General features: G+C 38.6%; 2 protein-coding genes and 1 pseudogene. All 3 read right to left on the bottom strand.

The genetic code is table 11. The features are described 5' to 3' along the window. Nucleotides 1-156 precede the first annotated feature (156 nt). Nucleotides 157-651: pseudogene (locus PX482_RS08075) on the bottom strand (Coq4 family protein); the annotation flags it as partial. A 47-nt stretch (nucleotides 652-698) separates the two neighbouring features. Then, on the bottom strand, nucleotides 699-1,055 hold the full coding sequence (locus tag PX482_RS08070) for a type II toxin-antitoxin system PemK/MazF family toxin (protein WP_002764333.1): 357 nt from the start codon (nucleotides 1,053-1,055) through the stop codon (nucleotides 699-701). Between the two features lie 2 nt (nucleotides 1,056-1,057). Further along, nucleotides 1,058-1,276: a hypothetical protein gene (locus PX482_RS08065; protein WP_071825169.1), complete on the bottom strand. Its 219-nt coding sequence runs from the start codon at nucleotides 1,274-1,276 to the stop codon at nucleotides 1,058-1,060. Nucleotides 1,277-1,402: the final 126 nt, after the last annotated feature.

Below are 1,402 nucleotides of genomic sequence, written 5' to 3'. Positions count from 1 at the left end.
TCAGGTGGTCAATTACCTAATTTTCAGGGAAAAAATCCCTAAATTTTCCCCCCAATCACTCCAATGGTAGGCACTTTTTCAGGGAAAAAAAGTCTAAAAGCCTTATCCAACAAGGTTTTTAGATTTATTCAGCAAACCCTAATTAGTCCAGCAAAATTAATTTTCTAGGTTCGAGTGGACAATCGCCAATTCTTGCCGCCAAACTAGCAGGGATTTCTCCCAAGCTAGTTCCCATTTTTGCGCTAAAAAAGGTCGAGTATTTTTGCCCAAATTATAGGCGATGACAATCTCTTCCCAGAGAGAGGCTAAGGAAAGTGGCGAAGAAAATAAAGCTCCGAATAATCCCCCTAAAAGTAGGACAATAGCTAGAGGGCGACGAGTTTGACTTAATTCAAAAGCTTTCAGTTGCAATTCTCCCATCGCATCGACACCAAAACCCGTTACTATATGCCAGATATCGTGAGTTTGCCGTAGGCGAAGCAGCAGATAATCTGTGTCGGAATTGACCTGAATAGACCGATAAAAATTAGGATCAAAATTGAAACTAATTAGGTGAGTAGCATAATGATAACCCTGGGAATCCTCTGGGAGTTTCAGCAGGGTTTCTAAACAGGGACTAGCGGCCAGATATCTTTGGGCAATTATTTGAGCGGTAGCTCGATCGCTTTTTTTATAATTTTATATTTTATAACCCCCTATTATTCGAGTTCTTGAGGTTCAATAACCAACTTAATTCCCTGAATAATTAATTTGATTTTTTCCTGAGAAAGTCTTCCGATAGACTCCGTTAAAAGACGCTTATCAAGCGTGAAAACCTGTGAAACATTAACAACACTGGATTCAGGTAAATTCCCTTCACCCTCATTCAATAAAACATTACCAATAGCTTTTGCTCGTCTCAAATTGGTTGTTAATAGACACACAATAACCGTCCCAATTTGTGACTGATTCAGAGCATCATTTTGCACCACAACACAAGGACGAAGATAAGCAGGTTCAGAACCTTGTGGTTCTCCTAAATCAATCCAATAAATCTCTCCTTGAAAAATCGTCATATTTACTCGGATAATTGGCGTTGATGATGCCGTATTCCCTCTAACATTAAAGTTTCTGATTCGTCCAATCCATCACTATAAGCTTCATTCCAACTATCTATTAATCGTTGTTTAGTTGTTTGTTGATTATTCAATCCTAATTGTTGATGTAACTGCTCCAATAACCATTTTTTATCTTCAAGAGAACAGTCTCGTAACTTTTGTTCCAGTTCAATTATCAGAGAAGATAACGCAACATCTCAATAAATGCTGGTAAGGAAGCCGAAGTCAACCTAGAAAATGAACCCGCACTCGTGAGAAAGCATCGACTTAGGTTGCACTGAGGAAGAAAATCTGCTTTAACTAAG

This window comes from Microcystis sp. M53602_WE12 (genome assembly GCF_030065455.1).
GTDB classification, from domain to species: Bacteria; Cyanobacteriota; Cyanobacteriia; order Cyanobacteriales; family Microcystaceae; genus Microcystis; species Microcystis aeruginosa.
Note: the sequence above shows the minus strand (reverse complement) of the source record. Positions and strands in the feature narration are given on the sequence as shown.